Here is a 4,299-nt window from a genome sequence, read left to right as displayed (position 1 = left end):
GCCCCCGGCCCCCGCTCGAGCGCCCGGGCCCACGCGCCGGCTCGTGCTCGCGGCCGCCGCCGGCGCTTTGTCCGCCACCGTGCTGCCCGCGGCCTCTTCCGCGCAGAACTGGGGTCGCCAGACCCCTGAGCATCGAGGCGGGCGCCAAGCTCCGCGCTTTGTCGGGCAAGGCCGTGCTCGGCGCGGCCGGCACGGCGCCTCGCATCACCGAGCTGGTGGACTTCAATGCGCCCGACTGGCGGCGCTCGGCGCGCGATATGCGTGAACTCCTGGCCGCCGACCCGCGCCTCGCTTACGCCGTGGTCCAGACCCCGCGCATCGACGTCCGGTCGCTGGAGGCCGCACGGGTGGCGCTTGCGGTGCTGGCCAAGGGGACGGCCCTTTTCGAGGCCTTCTATTTCGCTCTGGCGGACGGGGAAGGGCCGATCGACGGCGTGGTGGCGCTGGGCGCCGCGCAGCGGGCGGGTCTGGACCGCTACCAGGTCTTCAACCTCTCCATCCAGCCACAATATACCGAGGACCTCTCCCGCGCCGCGGCGCTCGCCTCCGCGCTCGCCATCATCGACACGCCCGCTTATGTCATCGGCGATCAGGTGTTCGCCGGCTATCTCGACTTGGCCCGCAAGCGCGCGCTTCTTGCCGCAGCGAGACCTTGAGGCGGGCCGGCATCTCCGGTTAAGGAGACGGTATTTCCTTCCTCGATGCCGGGTCCTCCGGAGCGCGCGGCGAAACCGTCCATGTCAGACCTCCTGATCGCAGTGATCGTCTTCCTGGCGCTGTTCGGCGGCGCCATGCTCGGAATGGCGGTCGCGCGCCGGCTCGCCGAGCACCATCTCGCCAAGGAAACGCAGGATGCCGTGAAGCTCGGCGTGGGCATGGTGGTCGCGGTGTCCTCGCTGATCCTCGGCCTGATGACCACATCGGTGAAGGGCAATTTCGACGCCGCCTCGCGCGACGTGCAGCAGTTCGCCACCTATCTGATTACCCTCGACGGCACGCTGCGGGATTATGGGCCTCAGGCCGAGCCGGCCCGTGCGGCGCTCGCCGCCTTCACGCGCGACCTTCTGGCGGATAGCTGGGAGATCAAGGATCTGGAGGCCGATTCCAAAGCGCGGGAGCAACTGCAGGCACCCGATCCCTGGTCGCAGGTGTCGTTCTCCAACGTCGCCCGGGCGCTGCGCAGCCTGTCGCCGGAGACGCCCCTTCAGAGCGAGCTGAAGGCGGAAGCGCTCGACCGGAGCCGTAGCCTGTCGGTGCTGCGCTGGACCGTGATCGAGGAAAGCGTGACCGCAGTGCCGCCGCTCTTCACGGCCGTGCTGATCGCCTGGCTCACCTTCATCTTCATGAGCTTCGGCCTGTTCGCGCCGGTGAACCGGGTGTCCATCACCACCTTCATGCTGTGCGCCGCCAGTCTCGGCGGCGCGATCTTCATCATTCTGGAGATGAGTTCGCCGTTCGACGGGCTGATCTATATCTCGCCCGCCGCCATGGAGCATGCGCTGGCACAGATGATGAAGCCGATCTAGCCGGCTGCTCAGGCTTTCCTGCGGCGGGTCGTCGTGCGCGCCCCCTCGGTGAGTGGTGCCGCGGCGGCGGCGAAATCGGCCCAGGGGTCGGCGGTGGCCGCGAGGCGCGCGGGCGCGTTCGCGACCGTGAAGTAAGCGGGACCGATGGACGGCCCCAATTCGTCCCAGCGGAGCGGCATGGAGACCGGGGCGCCGGGCCGGGCGCGCGGCGAATAGGGCGCGACGGCGGTGGCGCCGCGCTGGTTGCGCAGATAGTCGATGAGGATGCGCCCGCGCCTTTTCGCCATGGCGATGGTCGCCACGTAGCGGTCGGGGCTGTCGGCCGCCATGGCGTCGGCGATCGCCTTGGTGAACGCCTTCACCTGCGGCCATTGCGCCTTGGGCGTGAGCGGCGCGACCACGTGCAGGCCCTTGCCGCCGCTGGTCTTCACGAACGGAACGAGGCCGGCCTGCTTCAGCCGCTCGGCCACCTCGACGGCCCCGGCAAGCGTCGCCTCCCAGGGCACGCCCTCGCCGGGATCGAGGTCCATGACGATGCGGTCCGGCGCCTCCCAGTTCTTCACCGTCGCGCCCCAGGGATGGATCTCCAGCGCCGCGGCCTGGACCAGGCCGAAGAGGCCGTCGAGGTCCTTGATGCTCACCAGCGCCGCGCCGGAGGCGTCCTTCGGATCCCGCACCGCGACGATGGCGCGCCGCGCGCCCTGCCACAGGTGTTTCTGGAAGAAGCGCTCGCCCTCGATGCCCTCCGGGCAGCGCACCAGCGCCAGCGGCCGCCCCGTGAGATGCGGCGCGGCACGGTCATAGGCCTCGGCCCAATAGTCAGCGAGGCCCTGCTTGGTGACGCCGGCATCGGGCCAGTAGATCCGGTCGGGATGGGTGAGGGTGACCGCCGCGCGCCGCGGCGCCTTCGCGTCCGCCGCCGGTTGTTTCGCCTGTGTCGGCATCTCGCGCACCACCTTGCTGGCCGGCTTATCGTCGCGCAGGCCCTGGAACGAGGCATGACGGAGGTTGCCGTCGGCCGTGAACCCGCGGAACTCCACCTCCGCCACCACCTTCGGATCGACGAAGCGCACGCCGCGCGCCGCCAGCGCCGACAAGGGCACGGCGAACGGGCTCTGCGTCGTCTCCAGGGCGGAGAAGGTGCGGAACAGGTCACGCGCCGCGGCGGCGGAAAAGCCGGTGCCCACCCGCCCCACCGGCACGAGGCGGCGCTTCTCGTAGACGCCCAGCACCAGCGCGCCGATGGTACCCTTCGCCACCGACGAGGGGGTGAAGCCCGCCACCACGAATTCCTGCCGCGCCGTGCACTTGGTCTTGATCCAGTCGCGCGAGCGGCCGGAGCGGTAGCGGCCGTCCGCGCGCTTGGAGACGATGCCCTCCAGCGCGAGGCGGCAGGCATGGGCGAACACCTGCGCGCCGTCCTCGGTGAAATGGGCGCTGAAGCGCAGCACCGGCGGCGCGCCCGCCAGCAGGGCTTCGAGCCGGGCCTTGCGCGCGATCAGCGGCACCGCGGTGAGGTCGGCACCGTTGAGATGGATCAGGTCGAACGCGTAGAGCACGAGCCGGTCGCTGCGGCCCTCGGACAGGTCCTGCTGGAGCGCCGAGAAGTCCGCGGCGCCGGACGCGGTCTCCACCACCACCTCGCCGTCGATCAGCGCCTGCTCGACGGGGAGGCCGGCGAGGGCCTCGGTCAAAGCGGGGCCGAAGCGCTCGCTCCAGTCGAGCCCGCCGCGGGTGATGAGCCGCACCGTCCCGCCGTCGATGCGGGCCAGGACGCGGTAGCCGTCGAACTTGATCTCATGGACATAGTCCGCCCCCTTCGGCGGGGTGGCGGCGAGGGTCGCCAGCATGGGCGGCACGACATCCGGCAGCACTGCGGCCTTGGCGCCCGGCAAGGCGAGCGGATCATCGGCCGGCGGCGCGGCGGAAACCGCCTCCGAGCGGGCGGCCCGCTTGGGCCGGGCGCCGGCCTTCGCCGCCGTCTTGGTCTTCGGCTCGTTCTTCGGCTGGGTCTTCGGTGCCGCCTTCGGTGCCTTTTTGGCCTTCGGCGCAGGGTCGCCCACCGGCCCGCCGGTGCGGGAGGACCAGCCCGGGGCCTCGCCTTCCACCGCCTCGATGGGGCGGCCCGTCTTCACCGAGAGCGGCTCCCGCTCCACCACAGGTGGCGCATCCGGCGACCGGGCCTCGGCGTCCTCGCCTTTGATGAGCAGCCAGTTGACGCGCGTCTCCCGCGCCCGCGGCGCCATGCGCACCAGGTGCCAGTGGCCCTTGAGCTTGTCGCCCTGGAGCGCGAATTCCAGGTGCCCCTTCTTGAGCCCCTTGTGGGCATCGCCGATCGGGGTCCAGGTGCCGCGGTCCCAGACGATGACGGTGCCGCCACCATACTCGCCCTTCGGGATCGTGCCCTCGAAATCCCCGTAGTCCAGCGGATGGTCCTCCACCTCGACGGCGAGGCGCTTGTCTGCCGGGTCGAGGCTCGGGCCACGCGTGACCGCCCAGCTCTTCAGTACGCCATCGAGCTCCAGGCGCAGGTCGTAGTGCAGCCGCCGCGCCGCATGCTTCTGGATGACGTAGGCGGCGCCTTTCGCCTTTTGCGCCGCGCCGCGCGGCTCGGGGGTGCGGGTGAAATCGCGCTTCCGGCGGTAGGTGGCGAGCGACATGGCTCAGCCCGCCTTGCGCCGGGACTTTGGCGGCGGTCCCCTTCGCGGGCGTCGCTTTGGCCGCGGACTTGCCGCGCGCGGGCGCCTTCTTCGGCGCCTTCGCGGAGGCCGTG

3 protein-coding genes are annotated in these 4,299 nt (G+C 71.1%); 2 read left to right on the top strand and 1 reads right to left on the bottom strand.

All coding sequences use genetic code 11. From position 1 onward, the window contains the following. Both AC2W7M_RS20675 and AC2W7M_RS20670 read left to right on the top strand, forming a co-directional pair. Positions 1-656: DsbA family protein (locus AC2W7M_RS20675; protein ID WP_486134535.1), on the top strand; the 656-nt coding region annotated here is incomplete at its 5' end. Between the two features lie 81 nt (positions 657-737). Next, complete coding sequence (locus AC2W7M_RS20670) at positions 738-1,526, top strand: bestrophin-like domain (protein ID WP_486134533.1); 789 nt, start codon at positions 738-740, stop codon at positions 1,524-1,526. A gap of 8 nt (positions 1,527-1,534) precedes the next feature. Here AC2W7M_RS20670 and ligD read toward each other — a convergent pair whose 3' ends face one another. Continuing rightward, the gene (gene ligD / locus AC2W7M_RS20665; RefSeq protein ID WP_486134531.1) at positions 1,535-4,186 is read right to left on the bottom strand and encodes a DNA ligase D; all 2,652 of its coding nucleotides are present in this window, start codon (positions 4,184-4,186) and stop codon (positions 1,535-1,537) included. Positions 4,187-4,299: the final 113 nt, after the last annotated feature.

Source organism: Xanthobacter sp. BG11Y11_SDJG, from assembly GCF_057364445.1.
Note: the sequence above shows the minus strand (reverse complement) of the source record. Positions and strands in the feature narration are given on the sequence as shown.